The sequence below is a fragment of the Paraburkholderia sp. BL23I1N1 genome, assembly GCF_003610295.1.
Lineage (GTDB): Bacteria > Pseudomonadota > Gammaproteobacteria > Burkholderiales > Burkholderiaceae > Paraburkholderia.
Genome location: NZ_RAPV01000001.1, coordinates 6944686 through 6970105, shown reverse-complemented (window position 1 = coordinate 6970105; position 25420 = coordinate 6944686). Strand labels below are relative to the sequence as shown.

The window sequence follows — 25420 nt, the reverse complement described above, 5'->3', positions numbered from 1 at the left end:
AGCCCTGCCTCCAGGACGTACGTCTTGCATCGCCCATCCAACCCGCTTGCAGCTCAGATCACCTCGACTCGCCGGTCTCCGCTGAGCATTTCGCCGATCACGCACGCTTCGTTGAAACCGTCGGCGCGGAACAGCGCGAGCACCTCGTCGACCGCTTCCGGCGCGCACGATACCAGCAAACCGCCCGAGGTTTGCGGATCGGTGAGCAGGGTGCGGGCTGTGGACGGCAATGAGCCGGATAACACGACGTCTTTACCGTAAGCGTCCCAGTTGCGTCCCGAAGCACCGGTAAAAATGCCGGCTTCCGCGAAGCTGACCACGTCGGGCAGCCAAGGCAATTCCGCGTAGCGCACGCGGGCCGTCAGATTCGAACCGCGAGCCAATTCCAGCGTATGGCCCAACAAGCCAAAACCGGTGATGTCCGTGAGAGCATGCACGCCGTCGAGCGTGGACAGCGCCGCGCCCGGCCGGTTGAGCTTGGTCGTGGCCGCGATCATCGCGGCATAGCCGTTTGAATCGAGCCGGTCCTTTTTCAACGCCGCCGATAGCACGCCCACGCCCAGCGGCTTGCCGAGGATTAGCACGTCACCTGCCCGCGCACCGGCATTGCGTTTGACACGCCGTGGATCGACCACGCCGATCGCGACCAGGCCGTAAATCGGTTCGACTGAATCGATTGAATGGCCGCCGGCGAGGGGGATGCCGGCTTCGGTGCAGACGGACTCCCCGCCCTTCAGCACCGCCGCGATCACGTCGTGCGGCAGCACATTGATCGGCATGCCGACGATCGCCAGCGCCATGATCGGCTTGCCGCCCATGGCGTAGACGTCGGACAGCGCGTTGGTGGCGGCGATGCGGCCGAAGTCGAACGGGTCGTCGACGATCGGCATGAAGAAGTCGGTGGTGGCGACGATCGCCTGCTCGTCGTTGAGACGGTAGACGGCGGCATCGTCGGCCGTATCGTTGCCGACCAGCAGGTCGGGAAAAAACGGCAGCGGCGCGCTGCGCTTGAGCAGGTCGGCGAGCAGGCCGGGGGCGATCTTGCAGCCGCAGCCTCCGCCGTGCGAGAGGCTGGTCAGGCGGGGCGAAGGGCTTGCCGTGGGGAGAGTGTCGGTCATGTGTGGCGCTGATGTCAGGCTTCGAATGATCGCATTATGCAGGTTGTTTGCGCGCGGCGTATCCATCGACGAATGATGCAAAAGGAATCGTGCGCGGTTCCATTGAAACCGGCTGCCGTGTTTCATATTTAACGGCATGGATGAAGTGTGCAGCCTCGCTGCAGGATTTCATATCGGCTTCTATAATCGTTATTAGTACCCCAAAAAGAGCCGAGGCGATTACATGACCCATATGTCCCGGCGACAGTTTCTGAAGGTCTCCGCCACCACGCTCGCCGGATCAAGTTTGGCCCTCATGGGCTTCTCTCCGGCACCCGCGCTGGCCGAAGTCCGTCAGTACAAACTGTCGCGCACAACTGAAACCCGCAATACCTGCCCGTACTGTTCGGTGGGCTGCGGCATCCTGATGTACGGACTTGGCGACAACGCCAAGAATGCAAAGTCCAGCATCATCCATATCGAAGGCGATCCCGATCATCCGGTCAATCGCGGCACCTTGTGCCCGAAGGGCGCGAGCCTGATCGACTTCATTCATAGTCCGAGCCGTCTGAAGTATCCGGAGTACCGCGCGGCTGGATCGAATGAATGGCAGCGGATTTCCTGGGACGACGCGCTCGATCGCATCGCCAGGCTGATGAAGGAGGACCGCGATGCCAACTTCGTCGAGACAACGGAAGACGGCAAGAAGGTCAACCGCTGGCTGACCACCGGCATGCTCGCCGCATCGGCCGGTAGCAATGAAGTGGGATATTTGACGCACAAGACTGTCCGCAGTCTTGGCATGCTCGCATTCGATAATCAAGCGCGTGTTTGACACGGCCCGACGGTGGCAGGTCTTGCCCCGACGTTTGGCCGTGGAGCGATGACGAACCATTGGGTCGACATCAAGAACGCGGACGTGATTCTGGTAATGGGCGGCAATGCAGCCGAGGCGCACCCGTGTGGATTCAAGTGGGTCACGGAAGCAAAGGCGCATCGCAAGGCAAGATTGATCGTGGTCGATCCGCGCTTTACGCGCACGGCATCGGTCGCGGATTACTACGCGCAGATTCGGACCGGCTCCGACATCGTGTTTCTGGGCGGGGTGATCAACTATTTGCTCACCAACGACAAGATTCAGCACGAGTACGTCAAGAACTACACGGACATGCCGTTTATCGTTCGTGAGGACTTCTCGTTTACCGACGGTCTGTATTCCGGCTATGACGCGGACAAGCACAGCTACGACAAGAGTTCGTGGGACTACGAACTCGGCGACGACGGCTTTGCGAAGATCGATCCGACGCTGCAGAACCCGCGCTGCGTCTATCAACTGATGAAGCAGCATTACGCGCGCTATACGCCCGAGCAGGTCGAGAAAATCTGCGGAACGCCGAAGGAGAAATTCCTGAAGGTGTGCGAAATGCTGGCGTCGACGGCCGTTCCAGGGCGCGCCGGCACGATCCTGTACGCGCTCGGCTGGACGCATCACTCGGTGGGGTCGCAGATCATCCGCACCGGCGCGATGGTGCAATTGCTGCTGGGCAACATCGGCATTGCAGGCGGCGGCATGAATGCGTTGCGCGGCCACTCGAACATTCAAGGCTTGACTGACCTGGGCCTGATGTCGAACCTGTTGCCGGGTTACATGACGCTGCCGATGGAAGCCGAGCAGGACTACGACGCCTTCATCGCGAAGCGTGCGACGCAGCCGTTGCGGCCGAACCAGCTCAGCTACTGGCGCAACTATCGCGCGTTCCACGTTAGCTTCATGAAGTCGTGGTGGGGCGATAACGCGACCGCGGAGAACAACTTCGGCTACGACTATCTGCCGAAGCTCGATAAGTCATACGACATGCTGCAGGTCTTCGAGCTGATGAATCAAGGCAAGATGACCGGCTACATCGCGCAGGGCTTCAACCCGCTTGCCGCGGCGCCGAACAAGGCGAAGATCGGCGCGAGTCTGGCCAAGCTGAAGTGGCTCGTCATCATGGATCCGCTCGCCACTGAAACCTCCGAGTTCTGGAAGAACTTCGGCGAGTTCAACGACGTCGATCCTGCCTCGATTCAAACGGAAGTTTTCCGATTGCCGACCACGTGTTTCGCGGAAGAGCGCGGTTCGCTGGTGAGCTCGAGCCGCGTGCTGCAGTGGCACTGGCAGGGCGCGGACGGCCCCGGCGAATCGAAGAACGACCTGGAGATCATGTCGGGGCTCTGGCTGCGCATGCGTAAGGCTTATCAGGAGAAGGGCGGCAAGTATCCCGATCCGATTCTCAAGATGAGCTGGCCGTATTCGAATCCGGAAAGCCCGACGCCTGAAGAAATCGCCATGGAGTTCAACGGCAAGGCGCTGGCTGACGTGACCGATGCGACCGACAAAACCAAGGTGCTCGCCAAAAAGGGTGAGCAACTGGCAGGCTTCGCGCAGCTTCGGGACGACGGCAGCACGGCAAGCGGCTGCTGGATCTTCTGCGGCGCCTGGACTCAGGCGGGCAACCAGATGGGCCGCCGCGACAACTCCGACCCGACCGGCATCGGCAATACACTGAACTGGGCGTGGGCGTGGCCCGCGAACCGGCGAATTCTGTATAACCGTGCTTCGTGCGACGTCAGCGGCAAGCCGTTCGACCCCACGCGCAAGCTGATCGCGTGGAATGGCACGGCGTGGACCGGACCGGATGTTCCCGACTTCAAGATCGACGAACCGCCGGAAAACGGCATGAATCCGTTCATCATGAATCCGGAAGGCGTGGCGCGTTTCTTCTCGCGTGACGGCCTGGTGGAAGGTCCATTCCCCGAGCACTACGAACCATTCGAAACGCCGCTCGGTTACAACCCGCTGCATCCGGAGAACAAGGCGGTTGTCAGCAATCCGGCGGCACGGGTATTCCCGGACGATCGGGCCGCATTCGGCACGCATGAGAACTTCCCGCATACGGCGACCACATATCGTCTGACCGAACATTTCCACTACTGGACCAAGCACGCGCGTTTGAACGCGATCGTGCAGCCGCAGCAGTTCGTGGAGATCGGCGAGGATCTGGCGAAGGAGGTGGGTGTGGTCGCGGGAGATCGCGTGAAGGTGTCGTCCAATCGCGGGCACATTATTGCCGTGGCGCTCGTCACCAAGCGGATCAAACCGCTGATGATCGAAGGCAAGAAGGTCCAGACAGTCGGCTTGCCGCTGCATTGGGGCTTCAAGGGGCTCGCGAAGCCGGGCTATCTCGTCAATACGCTGACGCCCTCCGTGGGCGACGGGAATTCGCAAACACCGGAATTCAAGTCGTTCCTCGTCAAGGTCGAAAAGGCATAAGGAAAAGAGATGGCACTGCAATCACTGGATATCAAACGCCTCTCGGCCACGACTTTGCCCGAACCGCAAGTGCGTGAGCCGGTGACGGGCACGGTCGCCAAGCTCATCGATGTATCGAAGTGCATTGGCTGCAAGGCGTGTCAGACGGCCTGTATGGAGTGGAACGATCTGCGCGACGAGATCGGCACGACGACCGGCATCTATGACAACCCGCGCGATTTGTCGGAGCATTCTTGGACCGTCATGCGGTTCTCGGAGTACGAGAACACCGAGGGCGATCTCGAGTGGCTGATCCGCAAGGACGGGTGCATGCACTGCGAGGATCCGGGTTGCCTGAAGGCGTGTCCTTCGCCGGGCGCGATCGTGCAGTACACGAACGGCATCGTGGATTTTCACGAGGAAAACTGCATTGGCTGCGGCTATTGCATCACCGGTTGCCCGTTCAACGTGCCGCGCATTTCGAAGAAGGACAACCGCGCGTACAAGTGCACGCTGTGTTCTGACCGCGTGGCCGTGGGCCAGGAGCCGGCGTGCGTGAAGACCTGCCCGACCGGCGCGATCATGTTCGGCACCAAGGAGGACATGAAGCAGCAGGCGGCGGATCGGATCGTCGATCTGAAGGAGCGCGGTTTCGAGAATGCCGGTTTGTACGATCCTGCCGGCGTGGGCGGCACGCACGTGATGTATGTGCTGCATCACGCCGACAAAGCCAACCTGTATCACGGCTTGCCGCAGAATCCGAAGATCAGCGCGATGGTTTCTCTATGGAAAGGTCTGGCGAAACCGCTGGCGCTGGCGGGGATCGCGTTTGCTGCAGTGGCAGGGTTCTTCCACTACACGCGAATCGGTCCGAACGAGGTGACGGAAGCAGAAGAAGCCGAAGCGCAACATGAAGCCGACGAAGCACGCCGTTCGCGGGAGGCATCCGATGAAGCACGCTGAAAACCATGAGCACGTTGTGCTGAAAGACGTGAAGGGCAACAGCTTGATCCAACGCTACACGCCGAATGAACGGACGAATCACTGGATCACCGCGATCACGTTCGTTCTGTTGGCGCTGTCGGGCCTCGCCATGTTTCATCCGGCGATGTCGTGGCTGTACGCGATCTTCGGCGGCGGGCAATGGACGCGGATTCTGCATCCGTTTGTCGGCTGCGTGATGTTCCTCTCGTTCCTGATTCTTGCGTTGCGCTTCTGGCATCACAACTATCTCGACCGCGCCGACATCCAGTGGATGAAGCAGATCGACGACGTGCTCAACAATCGCGAGGACAAGCTCCCCGCGATCGGAAAGTACAACGCCGGTCAAAAGCTGTTATTTTTCACCATGGTGATCTGCCTGCTGCTGTTGCTGGCGAGTGGCATCGTGATCTGGCGGCGCTATTTCTCGTTCTATTTCCCGATTGAGGTCATTCGCTTCGCGGCGCTGGTTCATGCGGCGGCGGCGTTCGTACTGATTGTCGGCATCGTCGTGCATATTTACGCGGCGTTGTGGGTCAAGGGCTCGATTGGCGCGATGACGCGCGGTACCGTGACCTACGGCTGGGCAAGAAAGCATCATCCGAACTGGTTCAAGGAAATCATCGGCAAGTAGGATCGACAAGAAGCGCGGCACGATTTGCGGCGCGACGTGCCGCGCACCGCACCCCGAGCCGCCGCTCCAGTTCGATGAACGGCGGCGGATCTTCAGTTCTCAGAGGTCGATACTTTGGTTCAACGCATTCTTGAAGCAGGCGATATCAAATCGCTCGATCACACGGCGATTCCCCGTATCCGTACGCCGGAACGGCTGGCGGTTTTTTCGGCGCGCGCCGCGCGGTTGCGTCAACTGGCGGCGCTCAGCAATCCGATTGCCGGCTATTTGCGCCTGATGGCCGAGCTGGCGGATGCGCAGCAAGCCGTGATCACTGGCTTCAAGGCCCAGCCGCCCAGCGCCGACTCGATCGCGCGCGCACAACAGCATTCCATGCCGCTGATTCCAGCGCTCTCCGGCGCGCGCGATCCGGCGTGGCACGATGTTTTGCTGCAATTGGTCGACAAGGTGCAAGCCGCCGGCCCGCTCACACCGCCGCTCGAAGCGCTTTTCGTCAGACTGGGAACACTCGATAAAGCCACGCTCGAAGCCCAGGCCGATGCCATCTTCGCGCAGCGTTTCGACGAAGTCGATCCGGCGAGCGCGCCGTTCATCATGGCCGCACTGCAAGTGGTCTGGACCGACCTCGCCGCCGATATCGACAAGCGCGAGGTGCCGTACATCGAGACGCTCGGCCTGTGTCCGGTATGCGGATCGCATCCGGTGGCGAGCATGGTGCGCGTGGGTGGTGCGTATGACAATTACCGCTACCTGCAATGCGGTTTGTGTGCAACGGAGTGGCACATGGTCCGCTCGAAATGTTCGAACTGCGACTCGACCAAGGGCATTGCCTATCACGCTGTCGGCGCGCAGGACGCCGATGAGGCCACTCGCGAAGCCGATTCCAGGAATGCAGCCTTGAAGGCAGAGTCGTGCGACGAATGCCATACTTACCGGAAGATCGGCATTCAGTCGAAAGACTACGATTTCGAACCGTTCGCGGACGATCTCGCCAGTCTCACGCTGGATCTGCTGATGGGGGCGGAGGGTTACCGGCGCGCGTCGCCGCATCCGTGGCTGTGGCCGGAGCAGACCGGCGCAGCGGCTGAGTCTTCCGGCGAGTCGGAATGAAGCACGACTGAAGCACGACAGAAGAAAAGGGATAACCTCGTGAGCGATGTAACCGGCTCTGAATTGCGCGCGCTGATGGCGCGTGTGCCGTCGGTGGAAAAGGTGATGGCGTCGGCCGAATTCGCGGCGCTGCTGAGCGAGTTCGGCCGCACGCAGGTGTTGAACGCCTTGCGTCACGCGCTCGACACCTGGCGTGCCAGCGCACAGTCCGGCGAGGCACCGGTGAGCGCGCTCGATGTCGCGCAACTGCAGGTAACGGTCGAAGCTGCGCTGCGCCGGCGCAACGCGGCCCGTTTGCGCAGCGTCTTCAATATGACCGGCACCGTGCTGCATACCAACCTCGGCCGCGCCTTGCTGCCGGACGAAGCGGTGCAAGCCGTCATGAAGGCGCTCACGCAACCGGTCAACCTCGAGTTCGATCTCGGCACGGGCAAGCGCGGTGACCGCGACGATCTGATCGACGGGCTCATCTGCGAATTGACCGGCGCCGAAGCGGCGACCGTAGTCAATAACAATGCCGCCGCCGTGTTGCTCACGTTGTCCGCGTTGGCCTCGAAGAGAGAAGTGATTGTGTCGCGGGGCGAGTTGGTTGAAATCGGCGGCGCGTTTCGCATTCCCGACATCATGAGCCGTGCGGGCGCGAAGCTGCGCGAAGTCGGCACAACCAATCGTACGCATCTGAAGGACTACGGCGAAGCCATCGGCCCGCAAACCGCGCTGTTGATGAAAGTCCATGCGAGTAACTATGCGATCAGCGGATTCACCAAGGAGGTCGGGGTCGATGCCCTCGCACCGCTCGCCCACGCGCGCGGGATCGCCGTTGCCGTGGACCTCGGCAGCGGCACGCTGGTCGATCTGACGCAATGGGGCTTGCCACGCGAGACGACGGTGCGCGAAACCATCGAAGCCGGTGCCGATCTTGTCACGTTCAGCGGCGACAAATTGCTCGGCGGCCCGCAAGCCGGTTTGATCGTCGGCCGGCGCGATCTGATCGCCAGGATCAAGAAGCATCCCCTCAAGCGCGCGCTGCGGGTCGGCAAACTGACGCTTGCGGCACTGGAGCCCGTTCTGCAGATGTATCGTGCGCCGGAGAAACTCGCGGAACGGCTGATCACGCTGCGCTTGCTCACGCGCCCGAGCGAGGATATCCGGCTCACTGCGGAGCGGGTACAGCCTGCGCTGCAGCGCGCGGCCGGCGAACGCTACGCCGTGGTGGCCGAGCCCATGTTCAGCCAGATTGGCAGCGGCGCGTTGCCCGGTGACGTGTTGCCGAGTTACGGCCTGGTCATCAGGACTGCCGATGGCAAGCGCGGCGGACGTCAATTGCTCGCGCTTGAGAAGCGCTTGCGTGAGATGGCGCGGCCGGTCATCGGACGTATTGCAGACGATGCGTTGCGTCTCGATCTGCGCTGTATCGAAGCCGCTGACGAAGCGCAGTTGATCGAGCAACTGAAGGGCATGCACGCATGATCGTAGGTACGGCGGGGCATATCGACCACGGCAAAACGAGTCTGGTGAGAGCGCTGACGGGCGTCGATACAGATCGTCTCAAGGAAGAAAAGGCGCGCGGTATTTCGATCGAACTGGGCTATGCGTACGTACCGCTCGATAACGGCGACGTGCTCGGTCTGATCGACGTGCCGGGCCACGAAAAACTCGTCCATACGATGACCGCGGGCGCAAGCGGGATTGATTTCGCGCTGCTCGTGATCGCTGCCGACGACGGCGTGATGCCGCAAACGCGCGAACATCTGGCGATTGTGGAATTGCTCGGCATCAGGCACGGCGCGATAGCGCTGACCAAGATAGACCGCGTTGATGCCGAGCGGCTGAAGCAGGTGCATGACGAGGTCGCAGCGTTTCTGAGCGGCAGCGTACTGCAGGACGCGCCGGTGTTCAATACCAACGCCCTAAATGACGACGATCCTGGCGTGGCGGTGCTGAAGGCGCATTTGCACGCAGCGGCAGCAGCGTGGCACATGAAGCGCGACGACGGCCTGTTCCGTCTCGCGGTCGACCGGGTCTTCACGCTGGCGGGCCAGGGCACGATCGTGACGGGGACCGTGGCGTCGGGACGCGTGGCGGTAGGTGAGACCATGCTGCTCGCGCCGAAAAATCAGCCGGTGCGTGTGCGCAGTATTCATGCGCAGAATCGTCCGGCAGAGACCGGGCGGGCAGGCGAGCGTTGCGCTTTGAATCTTGCGGGCATTGAGAAGAGCGCAATCGATCGCGGCGACTGGATCGTCGATCCGCGTCTGTCGCAAGCCTCGGAACGCATCGACGTCATGTTGACGCTGCTCGCCGATGCACCGTTGACACTGGAGCATTGGGCGCCGCTGCATGTGCATCTGGGCACGCAGCATCAGGTTGCGCACGTCGCGTTGCTCGATGGCGAGACGCTCGCGGCAGGTCAATCGGCGCGCGTGCAACTTGTATTCGAACGGCCGGTGTGTGCGCTTCCTGGCGACCGCTTTGTCGTGCGCAATGCGCAAGCCGATCGCACGGTTGGTGGCGGTCATGTGCTTGACCCATTTGCGCCTTCGCGTAAGCGTCGCTCAACTGAGCGGCTCGCGTGGCTCGATACGATTCAGACCCTGCTCGACAGCGGCGCATTGGAATTGCTTCTGGCGAGGGCTCCGTTTGGGTTGTCCCGTGCGTTGCTGGAAAGGCTGACGGGCAGGCAGGCGGCCGTGCTCGAGTTGCCGCCCGACACGCGCGTTGTGGAGCTTCCCGGTCATGACGCGTTGTTGATCGCCGATGCGTCATGGCGAGCACTGAATACGCGGCTGACTACGATGCTAAAGCAATACCACGAGCGCTCACCCGACGAACTGGGCCCCGATGTATCGCGCTTACGGAGGATCGCGGCGCCACTCGTTGACGATGCTGTATGGCGCGCGCTGGTCGACGACGTGGCGGCGCGCGGTGAGATCGTCAGACGCGGGCCGTGGCTGCATTTGCCGGACCACGCGGTAACGCTCGACGACGCCGATCGTGCACTCGCGGCGGCGCTGCTCCCGGCGCTGAAAGAAGGACGTTTCGATCCGCCCTGGGTGCGTGATCTGGCAAACGCGCAGGGCGTACCCGAAGACCGCGTGCGGCAGTTGCTGCGCAAGCTCGCGCGGCAGGGCGAGCTTTTTCAGGTCGTGCGCGACCTCTTTTATCACCATGAGGTGATTCGCGAACTGGCCTTGATTGCAGGTGCCGAAGCGCGAAAGAATGCGGGTACGGTAGCGGCGGCACCGTTTCGCGATGTCACCGGCCTTGGCCGAAAGCGCGCGATTCAGCTTTTGGAGTTCTTCGACCGCGTTGGATATACTCGCTTCCACCGTGGCCTGCACCTGATGCGCACGGATAGTCGTTGGCTCGAACTGCTTTGATCGGCGTTTGGGTTGCAATGCGTAGTTTGAGTAGTTCAATCACCGTAGGAAGGCATTCGTATCCGGTGGTACGGCTGGGCTTCAAACCCAGTTGAGGGCGTCAGACGCTCTCAGGTCGGTTCGACTCCGGCTGCCTTCCGCCCGGTAAGGCTTCCCGCGCAGTCACACAGTTTCCCGGAATCACCCGTAACCCCATGATTTTGCGTGATTTTGTGGGTAGCGGCGTGCTTGCGTCATTCCGCTCCGTCCCGCACAATTTCCGCACGAAGTATGGGTAGCGGAATGGGTTTTGTGGGTAGGAATGGAGGGCAACATGGCAGGACGACAGTTGCACCGGCTCAGCGCATTGCGGGTCGCGAAGGAGGTGACCCCGGGCCATTACTCTGACGGCGGCGGTCTCTACATGCAGATCGCGGACAGTGGCGCGCGTTCGTGGGTGTTCCGGTTCAAGCTTGGCGGGCGCGTGCGGGAGATGGGCCTCGGACCTCTTTCGCGCGTCTCGCTTGGCGAGGCGCGCAAACTCGCCGCCGGATACCGTGACATGGTGAGGGACCTGATTGATCCTATCCTCGCGCGGCGTGAGCAACAGCGTAGACAGTTGCTCGATATCTCGTCGGATGCCAACCTGACATTCCGTGAGGCGGCCGAAGCGTTTGTCCGTGTGCAGGAACCTCATTGGCGAAACGGCAAGCATGTGCAGCAGTGGCGCAACACACTCAGCACGTACGCATATCCGGTGATCGGCGAAGTCCGGGTGCGCGACATCGACACCGCGATGATCGTACGGATTCTCCAGCCGATCTGGACGAAAAAGGCGGAGACTGCGCGCCGCGTGCGCGGCCGCATCAAGGCCATCCTCGACGCAGAGACTGTGTTGGGCCATCGCACCGGCAGCAACCCGGCACGGTACGTTGACCATCTGCAACTCGTGTTGCCGCGGTCGAAGAAGCGCTCGCAGGTAAGACACCACCCGGCGCTGCCATGGGAAGATATCCCGGGTTTTGTGCGCGAACTTGAGCAACGTCCCCGGCGCGCGGCACGGGTTCTGCACCTGCTCATCCTCACGGCAACCCGCACGAACGAGGTGCGCTTTGCGCGGCCAGAGGAATTTGATCTGGACAGCCGCGTCTGGTCAATTCCCGGCGACCGTACGAAAAGTGGTCGGCCGCTTCGCGTGCCGCTCTGTGAGCGGGCCATGGAGATTGTGCGCAGCGCGTTGCCCAAGGCGAAATACGAATATCTCTTCCCGGGTTGCAAGGAAGGCCGTCCATTGTCGAATATGGCGATGCTGACCCTCCTGAGACGCATGTCGCGCCGGGGAATCACTGTACATGGTTTCCGGTCAACGTTCCGCGACTGGGTGGCCGAATGCACGGAATACCCGGATTCGCTAGCGGAAGAAGCCCTGGCTCACGTCATCGTTTCGCAGACGGTGGCGGCTTACCGGCGTCGCGACCAGCTTGAGCGTCGGCGGCTGATGATGGAGGACTGGGGAAGGTACTGCGGCAACGAGCAGGAGAAAACTGCGTCAACGGCGTCGGCTGTACCGCAAGCGTTCGCTGCATAGTTGTCAGTGTACGTTGAGAAATCAGGATCGTTCGATGGATGCGTTGCCATCGCTCATTGGGCATTGATGACGGGAACGGGTACGCATGCAAAGGACTTTTCGATGCGTACTGCTAAGTGGAATTGTTGAATGGGGTGCAGGTGGTCGGAGGTTCAAATCCTTTCGCCCCGACCAAAGAAATCAAGGCCTTACAAGCAATGCTTGTAAGGCCTTTTTCGTTAGCTTCCAGAATAGTGCCACTTTTAGGCCACTCCAGTATCGGGAACGCGATGGAAGTTCTGGGTACGCAGGGGAATCGGCTGAGCCTGTCCTGCCCGTGGAGTCAGTGGGCGAGGGCCCGGTGGCGGTTCAATCATTTTCGCGAGACTGTCGGGGCTGCGGAGAGTCTTCGGTTTGGGTGCTCTGTCGCACGGATTTCACTGATCACGCTGGTTGGCTACCCGATAAAAATCGGAAGGATTCGGTTTCATATTCCTTCGTCAAAGCGAGGCTTCTCGAGATGCACATTCGTCACAAGACGCGACCCTTCGGTGCCTTCTACGAGGATCTAATGCAACCGCGCGTCTGAGAGGGTGGTACTTGGCGCACTGAAAGCGCGCTGGGTTGATTGGGGACGGGATTTTATGTTGCCGGTGGAGTTGTTGCCTCTGCTGTCAGCGGGAGTGATTCCATGGGTGCGCCGTTGCGCGTGAAACTTCATTAGGTCACAGAGTAGGGCTACCTGTCCATGTTCAACGAACGTGGACAGGTGCACATGAGCGAACAGGAAGAGGGGTTGCAGGGCCGTCTGGTAGTTGGTTCGAAGCGCGACGGGCGGCGTAAATACGATGAGAGCGCGAAGCGCGAGCTGATACTGGAATGTCTCAAGCCCGGCGTATCGATAGCGCGCACTGCGATGGATCACGGTATTAATCCGAACCTCGTGCGGACCTGGATTTCGCAGTACCAGCGCGAGCAGGGCCGCGTCGGAGTTGCCGGGCTCGCGAGTGAGCCTGGCCGTCATGCCCAGACCGAGATCGCTGCCGTCGCGCCGTCGGATGAGCTGGCCTTCGTCCGGCTCGAGACTCCTTTACTGCCGCCGGCACCAGTCAAACCAGCCGCGACGTTCATGTTGAGCGTTGTATTGCCAAACGGCGTTCGTTTCGAGGTTGGCCACGCAGCCGTGGAGGAGTTGGAGAGGATCGTCCAGATGCTCGGGAGGCTGCCGTGCTCCGGTTCGACGAAGGGTTGAAGGCGTACCTATATCGCGAGCCGGTCGATTTCCGTGTCGGTATCAACGGACTTTCGATCCTGGTCGAGCAGGCAATGCGCCTGAATCCGATGGTCTCGGCGCTGTTTGTATTCGGCAACCGGCGCCGCGATCGCATCAAGATACTCGGCTGGGGCGGCAACGGCTTCTGGTTGCTGCTCAACTAACTGGGTTCATACTACAACTCCTTTTCTCGGATCAGAAGGTTTTGGATGCCGCGCTCCCTCGCGCCGCTGTCGCGCGGTCAGTGAGTCGATCCCATCTGCTGCTGTGCTTCACAGGCGGCTGGGAATCCGGGACTTCATAGAGGAACGCATAATCGTTATAGGCGTGTCGTTTGACAAGGCCGTATTCGACCCACCTGGTGAGGGTTGCTTCGTGGATGCCGAGTCGAGCCGCAGCCTCCAGTTTTGTGAGCATGCCGCGGTCGCGCAGTCTTTCGCGGCGGGATCGAAGTCCGTTCCGCTGTGCGATGTATGAGACGCGCAGAGCGTCGAACCGAATGTTGCTCTTACCTGGACGGACGCAACCGCCGGGACGGATGCCCCGATCATTAAGGAGCTGCGCAATCTGAGAGCATGTATGGTCATCGAGAAGCTTGTCGATGAGCTCGAGGACCTCTGGCTGAGTTTTGACCTGTTGTGCAGATGTTTTTGGATTCTGTGCCGTGAGCGTTTCAGTCTTGCCGGCCTTGAAGCGAACGTGAATCTTTGTTGTCCCTTCGTCTGGAAGTTTGACCAGTGTGATGTCCTCGACGATGTAGGCTAGCAGCCGCTTTCGCTCTCGATTCGCCAACGATGAATCACGCCACAGTGTTTTGAAGTCCGCTGTCATTGCGATGAGCCGGTCGCGGATCGCATCGTCGAGTATAAGACGCTCCTGCTGCTGGCTACGCTCCCTTTGTTCTCTCGCGTCGGCCAATATGCGCAGCTTGTCGTTCCATTCGTGCTCCAGTGTGTCGGCAACCAGTCGGTTGCTTGGGTCGACCAGCATGAAGCGTCGTTGCGCAAGATCTGCATCGAACCGGGCGCGTTCGATAGCGCGCAGGCGTAATCGATCGGCTTCATCGTGACGCGCTTCGATTTCCCTGCGTATCTCCCATGCCAACTCAACGGCAGCCGGAGTCATCGACGCGACGATCAATGCGCCAACTGCTTCATCAATCGGCGCTCCGGCAATTGACTGACAGGTAGGTTCGCCACGAGCGCCTTGTGCTCGATCGCAGACATACCAGGCTTCCTGTCGTCCGCGTCGCGTGGCGTATCGGAGCCGGAGATACCGGCCACAACGTCCGCAAACGGCGCGGCCCTGCAGAAGAGCAGCTCCCTCGCGAGGTGGCGACGACCGCGCGACTTTATACCCGCGACCATTCGTCTCCAGAACAGCAAGGTTCTGCTCATACCGCTCCCAGGTAATGTATCCAGGATGGGCGTCCGGAATGCAAGCAAGCCAGTCATTGCGATCACGCTTTCTTGGCACTTTCCGCCCGTCTGCGAGTTTGCGATAGTGCCTCCGGCCGTAGGCGTAAGCGCCTGCGTAGCGCGGATTGTTCAACATGCGAAGTGCCGTCGACGCAGTGAGGTGCTGGAAGACCAGGAACTTCGCGTTGCGCATACGGGATGGAAACAGGAGGCCCTCCTTTTTGAAGACCTTGACTGTCTGGCTGGCAGAGCCGACTCGCAAGAACGTCTCAAAGAAGTATGTGATGGTCTCCCGGACCTGGGAATCTGGGTCAAGCACTACGTTGCCAAGGTCGTCATATACGAAGCCGGTCGGTAGCACGCACCGATACTCGCCTCGATTCACCTTGTTTAGAATGCCGCCTCGTAGGCGCGCTTTGAGAACATGAAGCTCCGCTTCACTCATTGTTCCTTTGAGCCCAAGCAGGAGCCGGTCATTGAAGCTTGCTGGATCGTATATCCCGTCTTCGTCGAGAATCAGCGTATCAGCGAGCGCGCAGATTTCCAGAAGTCGATGCCAGTCAGCATTGTTTCGGGCCAGGCGCGACACCTCCAGGCCCATGACGATGCCTGCGCGGCCCATGCCCACGTCAGTGACCAATCGTTGAAACCCCTCCCGCCAGGATGCCGATGCTCCAGACTCCCCTTGGTCGCTATCGATGGTGACGATCTGCTCGTCACGCCAGCCGAGCGCCGTCGCACGTCCACGCAGGGCATATTGTCGCTTTGTGCTCTCGACGTTCTCGAGAACTTGCCGCATCGACGACTGCCGGACGTAGATGTAAGCGCTCCGTTCGAGGTGGTGAGGCTGAACTTTAAGGGACGCGTTCATGGTGTTCTCCGCTCATTGACCGTCACAGCCATGCCTGCAAGTACGTAGATAAAGCCTTGACGCTCGATGGGCTGAGCGTTCGGCGATGACCGAGTAACATTTGGTTCGGGCGGCGCACGCCCCGGAACCATCATGCGTGCCCACGCCCACATCCCTCGCGTAAGGAAGACGCTGAGTCCGCGCCGGGCTTCTACAGGCAAGGCCTGGCCAAGAGCAGCGGAACGCATCACCTCGTATTGCGCGGCGATCGGCGCCGACACGGTCGACGGCCAGGCACAGCATCCCGCTATTCCACCGTTTTTTTTACACCGAACGCTCGCTCGATCGTTCTCGGGTGTACATCCAGACCAAATTCTTTGCGAACCAGCTTTGCCAGTTCGCGCGCCCGAAGTGGTTCTCCGGGCGTGTGTTGTAACTTGAGGAACGCCAACACCTCGCCCTGGATCTTGTGCGGACCATGCGGCCCTCGTTTCCTCGGAACCAGCCCTGCAATTCCTCCTTGCTCGAAGTCCGTTCGCGCCTGATAGAAGGTTGGCCGCGAAACACCATATTCATCGGAGATCTGCGTTATGGAGGCCTTCTCGACAGAGACGCGACGCAACATCTCATATTTGACCTGCACGGCGTCATGGGGATCGAAGAATCCACCCTCGTGGAACTTGGCATCGAGAACGTTCGACGGCGTTGGATTCAGCGTGCCGTCCTCCGCGAGGACATCCGTCTTCGAGCGCTTGCGTTCACTGGGCGGCACATTCACTCCAAATGGTTGCATTTCAATGTAATTAAAATATGCCGCGACACAGGCTTTGTCAAGCTCAAGGACGTTCAGTTTTAACCATAATTAAAGCCGCTTTATGTTCACAATTTGAGACGCGGCTTAGAGTCCAGCGGCGTTAATTATCTTACATTTGCGGCAAAAATCTCTTTACGGTCAAGTACCGATCCCGGCACGCCTGCACGAAAGACGTCTCACGAGTAGCGCAAGATCCATCAAGTCGCTGACCGTGAACAACGCGCGCTCTCGTCCCACAGAGATCTCGGGATCAGGCTCGCTCATATCGGTCCACTTCGGCGGTACGGAGCAATAACTCTTGTCGTCGATGCGCAGCAGAAGACGTCGGCCAGACCGGTTATAGCGCTCACCGACACAAAGAAGTTGCCGCCCGCTGAGCGGGTGGAACGGGTGAGTAACGCGGACAAGATGTTCTGTGGCAGCCCCAGAGCCTGTATTTCGAGGTATGTTACAAACGACTCGAAGCGGATCGCTTCACCTGGCCATCGGGCACCGAGACTATCTCTCTGACGGTCGAACAATTGCACTGGTTGCTCGACGGCATCGACCTGGCCGTTATCCAGAAGCATCCACGCCGGTTTTACGAACGGATCGGCTGAACGCCCGGTGCATCTGGAAGGTCTAACTGGCCATGCCGAACGACGTCGTCACACTCAGTGCCGAAGAGTATCAGGCGCTTCTCGCCGAGCGCGACGCACTGCGTGGCGTGCTTCGGCTGGCGAAGGCTGAGCGTGACCTGGCAGAGGAGCGCCTACGTGCCTATAAACACGAGTTGTTCGGCGCGTCGAGCGAGGCGCGTGCGACTGACCAACTCGGTTTGTTTAACGAGGCAGAAGCACGCTCGGCTTGTCATGACGGGGCGCGGATTCCAGTCGTCGTGAATTCTCTCGCCGACTTCGGCGTAGTGCTGATAAATGGGTGCCTGTCCAAGGCAACTAAAATCCTCCGGATAATCGCTCGCGTAGATACTTCACCAGTGCGCGCACCGCGCTCGGCACGATCGGGCTGTATGGCCGGATCGCGAAGATACGATCGCCGAAAGCGCCCGACGGATGCCACGCGCCGAGCAGCGGTACGAGATTGCCGGCATCGATGTCGCGCTGCGCGCTGAAATCAGGCAGCAGCGCGATCCCGAGCCCGCCGAGCGCAGCTTCCCGCATCGCCTCGCTGTTGTTCGCCGCGAAGCAGCCGTGCACCGGCACGCTGACCCGGCTTTTCCGCCGGTCGCGCGGCTCGAAGCTCCATGCTGTCGGCTCGTTGCCGCGTAGATAGCACAGGCAGTCGTGATTGACGAGCGCGTTCGGATGTTCGGGCGTACCGCGCCGCGCCAGATACTCCTGGCTCGCGACGAGCAGCGAGCGCGTCTCGCACAACGTCCAGGCCACGTGTGTCTGCGGCGCGGTCGTTGTATGACGAATCGCGACGTCGAAGCCCTCCTGGGACAGCGAAAACAGCCGGTCCGACAGCTCCAGCTCGATCCGCACCCCGGGGTATCGCTCGATGAACGCCGGCAGCAATGGCACGATCTGCTGCCGGCCGAGCGCGACGGGCGCTGTGACGCGCACGAGGCCGCGCGGCTCGCCGGCCAGATCCTTCACGCGCGCGAAGTTTACCTCGATCGTCTCGTAGGCCTCGCGTGTACTGTCGACGAGCGTCTGCCCTGCTTCTGTGAGCAGCATGCTGCGCGTCGTCCGACGCACGAGCGGCACGCCGGCGGCCTCCTCGAGATCGGCGATGCGCTGGCTCATCGCAGCCTTACTGATGCCTAGCCGCTGCGCGGCGGCCGTGAAACTCCCGGTCATGGCGAGCACCGTCAGCGAATGGATGTGCGGCCAAAGCGCCTGGACATTTTGTGGATTCATCCGGTGATTATTCAGTATTCTGAACAGTGAATCAATCGTATCGGTCTTCTCCTCCCCGCGTCGTTTGCCTAGACTGGGGTCTTCCCTATCAGGAGACGACGCGATGAATCCAGTATCCGCCTTCACTTCGACCGACGACATCGGCCATTACATCAACGGCGAACGACTGCCTGGCCGCAGCGGCCGCTTCCAGGACGTGTTCAATCCCGCGGCCGGCCACGCCGCGCGGCGCGTCGCGCTCGCCGACGAAGACGAAGTGCAGCAGGCGGTTGCCGCAGCGCAAGCCGCCTTTCCTGCGTGGTCAAATACGCCGCCGATCCGACGCGCGCGCGTGATGCATCGTTTCCTGCAACTGATGAACGAGCATTGCGACACGCTTGCGGTGATCATCACCGCCGAGCATGGCAAGGTGTTCTCCGACGCGCAAGGTGAAGTCGCGCGTGGCATTGATATCGTCGAGTTTGCGTGCGGGATTCCGCAACTGCTCAAGGGCGACTACACCGATCAGGTCAGCACCGGCATGGACAACTGGACGATGCGTCAGCCGCTCGGCGTCGTGGCAGGCATCACACCGTTCAACTTTCCATGCATGGTGCCGTGCTGGATGTTCCCGGTCGCAATCGCGGCGGGTAATACGTTCGTGCTGAAGCCGAGCGAGCGCGATCCGTCGGCCGCGCTGTTCATTGCGGATCTGCTGACCCAGGCTGGCTTGCCCGCCGGCGTGTTCAACGTTGTTCAGGGCGGCAAGCTGGCGGTCGACGCACTGCTCGACCATCCGGACGTGCAGGCCGTCAGCTTCGTTGGTTCGACGCCGATCGCCGCTTACGTGCAGCAGCGCGGTGTGCAGCACGGCAAGCGCGTTCAGGCGCTCGGTGGCGCCAAGAATCACCTCGTCGTGATGCCCGACGCCAATCTCGATCAGGCGGTCGATGCCCTGATCGGCGCTGCCTATGGTTCAGCCGGCGAGCGCTGCATGGCGATCAGCGTCGCGGTGCTGGTCGGCGACGTCGCCGATCGCATCGTGCCCGCACTGGCTGAGCGTGCGCGGAACCTCGTAATCGGTGACGGCATGTCGCCTGAAGTCGAAATGGGGCCGATCGTCACCGGCGATGCGCTGCAGCGCATCGAGGGGTACATCGAGCAGGGCGTGAAGGAAGGCGCGCAGCTGGTCGTCGACGGACGCGGCATTTGCGTGCCGGGCCGCGAGAAGGGTTTCTTTACCGGCGGTACACTATTCGACCACGTGACGGCGGACATGCGTATCTACAGGGAAGAAATTTTTGGACCGGTATTGGCATGCGTTCGTGTGAAGGATTTTGGTGAGGCGGTGAGCCTTATAAACGCGCATGAGTTCGGGAACGGCGTGTCCTGCTACACCAGCGACGGCGGCATCGCCCGCGAATTCGCGCGACGCATTCAGGTCGGCATGGTTGGCATTAACGTGCCGATTCCCGTGCCTATGGCATGGCACGGCTTCGGCGGCTGGAAGAAAAGTCTGTTTGGCGATATGCATGCTTACGGCGAGGAAGGCGTGCGCTTCTATACGCGGCAGAAGTCGGTCATGCAGCGCTGGTCATCGAGCATTGACAAGGGCGCTGAATTCGCGATGCCGACCGCCAAATAGGCAAGGTGCATGTCCCGGCGCATGGAACGTCGTTGCGAGTACTCGCCCTGCAGCGACTACCGGGCTCTGCGGCCTCGAACAGAGCGAGTTGGGAGTGGCAGCGCTACGGTCTGCCACTCCCCGAATCAAATTGGCCTGGGGCTCGGGGCAGGCTGCTCTCTTCAGTCGATGAGACAGCCTGCTTTTGCAAGTTGGCGGAAGGATATGGTTTGGGTTTCTGCCGGCCATACACGACCGCGGTTGGAGTCTGGCTTCCATTCGGAGAGCTGGTTCTGCCGTTCACACTCGAACTCTGCATCGGATTTGTATCGGTCGCGTTTCGTTCGCGCAAACAGATCTTGATCGCCATTGACCCGACCATTCGTTATATCGAAACTCCGTGTCATGCCATGGACGTGCCATAATCGGGGCCGCAGGTACAGCAGGTATGTGACCTATCGATACTCACGTTGTCACATGCAAGTTCGTCCACCGCGCGACTCGGAGAGCACCGGCGCAATAGAATACCGACATTTCCAGTCGCCTCCCGCTCCGCTATCGCGATTCGCAAGATGAAACGACTTCCACCGCTCAATTGGCTGCGTGCGTTTGAGTCGTCGGCCCGACACCTAAGCTTCACTCACGCTGCGACCGAGTTGAATCTCACCCAGGCGGCCGTGAGCCAGCAGGTGAAGGGACTCGAATCTCAGCTTGGCACGGCATTGTTCAAGCGCCTGCCGCGCGGCATCGAATTGACCGAGGCGGGACTCGCATATCTGCCGGTCGTCCACGAAGCGATCGAGCGCCTCGCTGCCGCCACAGACGAAATTTTCGGGCAAGGCCACCTGAAAATACTGACCGTGCGCGTCAGCCTCGTGTTTTTCACGCACTGGCTCTCATGGCGACTGCCGGATTTCCGCGAGCGGTATCCGAATGTCAATCTGCGCATCACGAGCAATATCTGGGGAGGCGATAGCAGTGTCACCGATGTCGAGGCCGATCTGGAGATCCGCTACGGCCATGGGAAATGGACCGGCCTGCGTGCCGAGCGACTGACCTGGGACACGCTGCTGCCCGTGTGCGCTCCCGGGTTGCCTTCTCCCAAAGCGCCTCTCTCCTCGCCGAAGGATCTCGCGCATCACGAACTTCTCCACGTGCTGGGCTACGAGGAGGGGTGGGGCTACTGGCTCAAAAAAGCCGGTGCGTCAAAAATTGACTCGTCGAAGGGGATGCAGTTCGATACGCTGATTTCTGCACTCAAGTTCGCCGAACTCGGCCAGGGCGTTGCACTCGCCCGGTCATCTCTCGTTGAACACATGCTGGTTTCCGGACAACTGATCGCGCCGCTAAAACCCCGCCTTCCTACTAGTGAGGCGTTCTACCTGGTCTACTCCCAGCACAGCATTGTTAACCCTCATGCGGCTGCTTTCGTCGCATGGTTAAGCGCACAGGCGCAGGAAGCGCACGCGCGACACTGACTTCGGGGCGGGCTCGCGTATCCGGGGCAGAGCGCGATGCCGCGGCCCGCTGTTCTCCTCCTCGATTGCATCAGCCATAAAAAAAATAGACCCACCATCATTATTTTTATTGCTTTACCCACTACGGCTTCTGGCCGAAAGTTGCCTCCATCCAGTTTGATCGCCGTCCAACACGCATCTCAACGCGTACGGTTGGCAGTCATGGGGTTTACCCACAACACGATGATGGAAGGTCGCGCGATGCGACCAGTTTGGAGGCGACTCGCTAGATTATGGGAAAGAACAAGCAATTGCCGTTTAGCGGCGTGAAAGTTATCGATTTCGGCCAGTACATTGCAGGTCCGGCTGTCGCCATGATCCTCGCGGACCTTGGCGCCACCGTTATTCATGTCGACCCGCCTGCTGGGCCGCTCTGGGATAGCCCGGCGAATGCGGTACTGAACCGCAACAAGTATTGCATGCGGCTCGACCTGAAGGCCGAGAAGGGGCTGGAAGAAGCCAAGTGTCTCGTCCGACGTGCGGACATCGTTATTGAAAATTTCCGGCCTGGCGTGCTGGCGCGACTGGGCCTCGATTTCGCGAAGCTGCGCGAAGAACGCCCGCAGTTGATCACACTTTCAATGCCGGGTTTCGCCAGTAGCGACCAGCTGCGTCGCGAATGGCGGGCCTTCGAGCCGATTATCGCTTCCGCTTCGGGCGTGTTCTCGGACATGGGGCAGAACCGCGTACTGATGGGAATCAATCCAAGTTTCTCGCCTTTGCCGCTTGCGTCCGCCTACGGCACCATGCTGGCAGTCTCCGCAGTCGCGCTGGCATTGCAGGCGCGGCAGCACACCGGAGTGGGGGATGAAATTGAAGTTCCTCTGGCTTCGGCAGTGATGGAGGGGCTCTCCTACAATTCGATTCATATTGAGGACTATCCCGAGCGATACAAGACTCTGCGTGAAAAGGAAATTGAGCGACGGCGTTCGAATGATCTTCCGATGGATCTGTCGTACGAAGCCCTTCAGGAGTATCTCGATCCGTTCTACCGGACGTACGCGTGTGCTGATGGTCGGAAGTTTTACGCAGTGTGCCCATCGCATCGGTCGCACGCGCGGCGTTGCCTGCAGGCGATGGGACTCTATGACGAAATGCTGGCGGCCGGATTGCCGAGGATCGATGACCCGTACTTGCCGATTTCCGAATGGGAAGGGGACGCGTCGTTAGGGGTATATCCGTTGCCCGAGCATTGGGCAAAGCGCATTTCGGCGCGCATGACGGAAGTCTTCCGTACGAAAACCGCAGCCGAGTGGGAAAAGATCTTTGGCGAAGGCGGCTTTCCCGGAGCAGCACACCGTACCATGCAGGAGTGGCTGCACGATGATCACGCCAATGCTGCCGGTCTGGTCGTGAATGTCGACGACCTTGAGTACGGCGCGATGAAACAGCCCGGACCGGTTTCGTGGCTCGAAGACTGTGCCGAATCGATGCTTTCGCCGAAGTCCCGCTGTCCGGTGACTTTTCAGGACGCGGTGGCCATTCTCGATGAGCAGCAGGGCGTCGAACTGCCGCCTCCGTCGGAGACAGGCGCGCAGGGCTGGCTCGACGGGGTGCGCGTCCTCGATCTGACCAACGTGATTGCCGGGCCGCATTCGACATCGTTTCTCGGCCGGTTCGGCGCCGATGTCATCAAACTCGACCCTGTCGCGCCGAATTACGACCCGTGGAATACCGTTGTCTTCGGCATGTCTTCAGCCCGTGGAAAACGCAGCGTGCTCGTCGATCTGAATCACCCGGATGGACGCGAGGTGTTCAATCGCGTTGCCCGGTCTGTCGACGTGATCGTGATGAACGCTCCTGATCGTCAACTGGCACCGCTTGGGCTGGACGAAGCAAGCCTTCGTTCCGTCAATCCCGGCGTGATCTTCTGTCAACTCGACTGCTTTGGCGGTCCGCGACGCGGGCCGCGGACGGACTATCTCGGCTACGACGATCTGATCCAGGCATGTACGGGGATCATGGTGCGATTCGGCGGTGGTATGCAGACACCGGAGGAACATGCTCACGTCGGAACAATCGACGTCATGTGCGGATTCGCGGCTGCACTGGGTGTCGCGGCCGCGCTGTATCGCAAGGCCAGAACCGGTGAAGTGGGGCGTGCCAGAACCTCTCTCGCTGCGCTTGGCAATCTGGTGCAGATTCCGTTTGCGTACGACTATGCGGACCGCCGCCCGTTCGACGAACCGTCCGGTCGTGACGTGCGCGGCTCTGGCGCGATGTCCCGCTTCTTCCGCGCCGCGGACAACTGGATTTATGTGGATACCAGCGAAAGTGAGCTGGATAAGCTGGATCGGGTGGACGGTCTGAACGGGATCGCCGTCGCCGAGGATCCGGCTCAGTTTCTCGCGTGTGCTCTCGACACCGCCTCCGCTGAGATATGGCAGACCCGATTGCAGGCCGCCAACATTGCCGCGGCGGTCCCGGACAACATCGTCAATCTGCGCCGGCACTACAGCAGGCCTTGCGACGATCGTCCCGGTATCGACAACGGCAGCTACTCGTTCAGCGTCTATGCGGACCATCCGAGTGGCCGATGTGTCACGCAGCTCGATCCCTTTGCGATTCGTCCACGTCACGCGGGGATTCGTGCATTGCCACCGGCCGAGAAATTCGGTGCATCGACGCACGCCGTTCTGCGCGAGTTCGGGTATAGCGATGCGGAGATCGAGATGCTGCTAGCGCGACATGCGGTCGGCGATAGCTGGTCTGAAGAGTACCTGCCCAGCTAGACGGGCCTCTACGTAGGGCAGTGCGGCGAACAGAGCATTCCGGCGTGAAGCGTGGTGCCAGAGGAGCGTGTGCAACACGTGATGAGAAGGTTGTGCCGACGTTTCGTCGGGTTGTTCGATGCGAGCACACCCAGCGTACGAGGCTTTGGCGGGATACAAATATTTTATATTGGAGACAGCCATGCAGGATCAGACCAAAGCTCTCGTGAGCTTCCGTCACGTTAAAAAAACCTACGATGGTGAAACGCTAGTTGTCAAAGATCTGAATCTCGACATCCGGAAAGGCGAGTTTCTGACCTTGCTCGGCCCATCCGGATCGGGGAAAACGACTTGCCTGATGATGCTCGCAGGATTCGAGTACCCGACGGGCGGCGAAATCTGGCTCGATGGTCAACTGCTGAACCGGGTCCCGCCACATAAACGCAATATCGGGATGGTGTTCCAGAACTATGCGCTCTTTCCCCATCTCACGGTCGCACAGAATCTGGAATATCCCCTCAAGGTTCGGAAAGTACCGGCCGACGAACGAGGTGCAAAGGTAAAGCGGGCGCTCGAAATGGTCGGCATGGAGAAGCTGGGCAAACGGATGCCCAGTCAGCTCTCGGGTGGCCAGCAGCAGCGCGTCGCCCTTGCGCGCGCGCTGGTTTTCAACCCTCAGCTCGTGCTGATGGATGAACCTCTCGGTGCGCTCGACAAACAGTTGCGCGAACACATGCAACTGGAGTTGAAGGCGCTGCATGAGACGCTCGGACTGACGTTCGTCTACGTCACGCATGACCAGAGCGAAGCACTCACGATGTCCGACCGTGTCGCCGTGTTCGACCAGGGGGTGATTCAGCAGCTCGATACCGTGGATCGACTGTACGAATCGCCGAGAAATCTCTTTGTCGCGAATTTCATCGGCGACAACAATCGGATGAGGGGCACTGTCGTGACGAGGGACGGTGGTTATTGCCACCTGCGCCTCGCCGATGGGACGACGGTGCGCGCCCTGAATGTGGCGAGTGCTGACGTCGGACACCAGGCGACGGCAGTTATCCGCCCAGAACGGCTATCTGTTGAATCTCATCTGACACCCGGGGCGAATACCATACACACCGAAACACTCGACGCAATTTATTTTGGTGATCATGTCCGGCTGCGTTGCCGCGGTCCCGGAGAAGCCGAGTGTTTCGTGAAAGTCTCGCTTGAGAACGATTGGCAATCCTACGTTCATTCGGGGAACCGGATTTCCCTTTCGTTCCGGGAAGACCACCTGAAGATCTTGAACTGAAGTTTTTCAATTTCCATTACACAGTAGGAGGAGACAAT

19 protein-coding genes, 1 tRNA gene and 1 pseudogene are annotated in these 25420 nt (G+C 60.3%); 16 read left to right on the top strand and 5 right to left on the bottom strand.

Annotation, left to right across the window (positions count from 1 at the left end; genetic code table 11):
• Positions 1 to 53: 53 nt before the first annotated feature.
• A complete protein-coding gene (gene selD / locus B0G76_RS32485; RefSeq protein ID WP_120296957.1) occupies positions 54 to 1118 on the bottom strand; it encodes a selenide, water dikinase SelD in 1065 nt (354 codons plus the stop codon).
• 223 nt (positions 1119 to 1341) lie between these two features.
• Here selD and fdnG point away from each other — a divergent pair, with 223 nt between their 5' ends.
• From fdnG to tnpB (B0G76_RS32430), 10 genes are all read left to right on the top strand, one after another.
• Positions 1342 to 4410: a formate dehydrogenase-N subunit alpha gene (gene fdnG, locus B0G76_RS32475; protein ID WP_147394110.1), complete on the top strand. Its 3069-nt coding sequence runs from the start codon at positions 1342 to 1344 to the stop codon at positions 4408 to 4410.
• A 9-nt stretch (positions 4411 to 4419) separates the two neighbouring features.
• Entirely contained in the window at positions 4420 to 5352 is a 933-nt protein-coding gene (gene fdxH, locus B0G76_RS32470; protein WP_120296101.1) for a formate dehydrogenase subunit beta, read from the top strand.
• Entirely contained in the window at positions 5339 to 6004 is a 666-nt protein-coding gene (locus B0G76_RS32465) for a formate dehydrogenase subunit gamma (RefSeq protein WP_120296100.1), read from the top strand. Before fdxH ends, B0G76_RS32465 begins: the two co-directional genes overlap by 14 nt.
• A gap of 114 nt (positions 6005 to 6118) precedes the next feature.
• Complete coding sequence (gene fdhE, locus B0G76_RS32460) at positions 6119 to 7114, top strand: formate dehydrogenase accessory protein FdhE (protein WP_120296099.1); 996 nt, start codon at positions 6119 to 6121, stop codon at positions 7112 to 7114.
• A gap of 39 nt (positions 7115 to 7153) precedes the next feature.
• Positions 7154 to 8584 (top strand): L-seryl-tRNA(Sec) selenium transferase, encoded by a 1431-nt coding sequence (selA, locus tag B0G76_RS32455; RefSeq protein ID WP_120296098.1) that lies wholly within the window; start codon positions 7154 to 7156, stop codon positions 8582 to 8584.
• The gene (gene selB, locus B0G76_RS32450) at positions 8581 to 10494 is read left to right on the top strand and encodes a selenocysteine-specific translation elongation factor (RefSeq protein WP_120296097.1); all 1914 of its coding nucleotides are present in this window, start codon (positions 8581 to 8583) and stop codon (positions 10492 to 10494) included. The genes selA and selB overlap by 4 nt, the downstream gene beginning before the upstream one ends.
• Before the next feature lie 47 nt (positions 10495 to 10541).
• A tRNA-Sec gene (locus B0G76_RS32445) sits at positions 10542 to 10634 on the top strand.
• Between the two features lie 173 nt (positions 10635 to 10807).
• Entirely contained in the window at positions 10808 to 12061 is a 1254-nt protein-coding gene (locus tag B0G76_RS32440) for a site-specific integrase (RefSeq protein WP_120296956.1), read from the top strand.
• 727 nt (positions 12062 to 12788) lie between these two features.
• Entirely contained in the window at positions 12789 to 13292 is a 504-nt protein-coding gene (locus B0G76_RS32435) for a transposase (RefSeq protein ID WP_120296096.1), read from the top strand.
• The gene (tnpB, locus tag B0G76_RS32430) at positions 13268 to 13477 is read left to right on the top strand and encodes an IS66 family insertion sequence element accessory protein TnpB (protein ID WP_120296095.1); all 210 of its coding nucleotides are present in this window, start codon (positions 13268 to 13270) and stop codon (positions 13475 to 13477) included. The genes B0G76_RS32435 and tnpB (B0G76_RS32430) overlap by 25 nt, the downstream gene beginning before the upstream one ends.
• 31 nt (positions 13478 to 13508) lie before the next feature.
• On the opposite strand, the gene B0G76_RS32425 is transcribed toward tnpB (B0G76_RS32430), so the two are convergent.
• The 3 genes from B0G76_RS32425 to B0G76_RS45015 all read right to left on the bottom strand — a co-directional run bounded on the left by B0G76_RS32425 (position 13509) and on the right by B0G76_RS45015 (position 16842).
• A complete protein-coding gene (locus B0G76_RS32425; RefSeq protein ID WP_120294490.1) occupies positions 13509 to 15602 on the bottom strand; it encodes a recombinase family protein in 2094 nt (697 codons plus the stop codon).
• 286 nt (positions 15603 to 15888) lie between these two features.
• Positions 15889 to 16353, bottom strand: a complete 465-nt coding sequence (locus B0G76_RS32420; protein ID WP_120296684.1) for a helix-turn-helix domain-containing protein — start codon at positions 16351 to 16353, stop codon at positions 15889 to 15891.
• A 180-nt stretch (positions 16354 to 16533) separates the two neighbouring features.
• Positions 16534 to 16842, bottom strand: a complete 309-nt coding sequence (locus B0G76_RS45015; RefSeq protein ID WP_183082243.1) for a DUF5372 family protein — start codon at positions 16840 to 16842, stop codon at positions 16534 to 16536.
• Between B0G76_RS45015 and tnpB (B0G76_RS45010) the strand changes: the two genes are divergently transcribed.
• Together tnpB (B0G76_RS45010) and B0G76_RS32410 are read left to right on the top strand one after the other, a co-directional pair.
• Complete coding sequence (tnpB, locus tag B0G76_RS45010) at positions 16809 to 16994, top strand: IS66 family insertion sequence element accessory protein TnpB (RefSeq protein WP_120296955.1); 186 nt, start codon at positions 16809 to 16811, stop codon at positions 16992 to 16994. The two genes, B0G76_RS45015 and tnpB (B0G76_RS45010), sit on opposite strands and share 34 nt — an antisense overlap.
• A 32-nt stretch (positions 16995 to 17026) precedes the next feature.
• Positions 17027 to 17251 (top strand): annotated as a pseudogene (locus B0G76_RS32410) (IS66 family transposase); the annotation flags it as partial.
• Between the two features lie 79 nt (positions 17252 to 17330).
• Here B0G76_RS32410 and B0G76_RS32405 read toward each other — a convergent pair.
• On the bottom strand, positions 17331 to 18257 hold the full coding sequence (locus tag B0G76_RS32405; protein ID WP_120296094.1) for a LysR family transcriptional regulator: 927 nt from the start codon (positions 18255 to 18257) through the stop codon (positions 17331 to 17333).
• A gap of 103 nt (positions 18258 to 18360) precedes the next feature.
• On the opposite strand from B0G76_RS32405, the gene B0G76_RS32400 reads away from it, so the two are divergent.
• The 4 genes from B0G76_RS32400 to B0G76_RS32380 all read left to right on the top strand — a co-directional run bounded on the left by B0G76_RS32400 (position 18361) and on the right by B0G76_RS32380 (position 25382).
• A complete protein-coding gene (locus tag B0G76_RS32400; protein WP_120296093.1) occupies positions 18361 to 19881 on the top strand; it encodes a CoA-acylating methylmalonate-semialdehyde dehydrogenase in 1521 nt (506 codons plus the stop codon).
• A 551-nt stretch (positions 19882 to 20432) separates the two neighbouring features.
• Positions 20433 to 21338 (top strand): transcriptional regulator GcvA, encoded by a 906-nt coding sequence (gcvA, locus tag B0G76_RS32390; protein ID WP_120296091.1) that lies wholly within the window; start codon positions 20433 to 20435, stop codon positions 21336 to 21338.
• 272 nt (positions 21339 to 21610) lie between these two features.
• Positions 21611 to 24109 (top strand): CoA transferase, encoded by a 2499-nt coding sequence (locus B0G76_RS32385; RefSeq protein WP_120296090.1) that lies wholly within the window; start codon positions 21611 to 21613, stop codon positions 24107 to 24109.
• Positions 24110 to 24290: 181 nt separating this feature from the next.
• Positions 24291 to 25382 carry an ABC transporter ATP-binding protein gene (locus B0G76_RS32380; protein WP_120296089.1) on the top strand — a complete coding sequence of 364 codons (1092 nt, stop codon included), beginning with the start codon at positions 24291 to 24293 and terminating at the stop codon, positions 25380 to 25382.
• The last annotated feature ends 38 nt before the right edge of the window (positions 25383 to 25420 follow it).